The organism is Pantoea sp. VS1, assembly GCF_002207995.1.
Taxonomy (GTDB): Bacteria; Pseudomonadota; Gammaproteobacteria; order Enterobacterales; family Enterobacteriaceae; genus Pantoea; species Pantoea dispersa.
The window spans coordinates 1-294 of sequence record NZ_NHZE01000093.1 but is presented as its reverse complement, the minus strand read 5'-3'; the positions used below and the strand labels follow the sequence as shown (position 1 = coordinate 294).

1 rRNA gene is annotated in these 294 nt (G+C 55.1%); it reads right to left on the bottom strand.

The features are described from left to right. Positions 1-294, bottom strand: a 23S ribosomal RNA gene (locus CBW22_RS23505); the annotation flags it as partial.

The following is a 294-nucleotide window of genomic DNA, read 5'->3' as shown; positions in this document are numbered from 1 at the left end:
TGCCTCACAGCACACCTTCAGCGGCTTACAGAACGCTCCCCTACCCAACAACATTTACATGTCGCTGCCGCAGCTTCGGTGCATGGTTTAGCCCCGTTACATCTTCCGCGCAGGCCGACTCGACCAGTGAGCTATTACGCTTTCTTTAAATGATGGCTGCTTCTAAGCCAACATCCTGGCTGTCTGTGCCTTCCCACATCGTTTCCCACTTAACCATGACTTTGGGACCTTAGCTGGCGGTCTGGGTTGTTTCCCTCTTCACGACGGACGTTAGCACCCGCCGTGTGTCTCCCG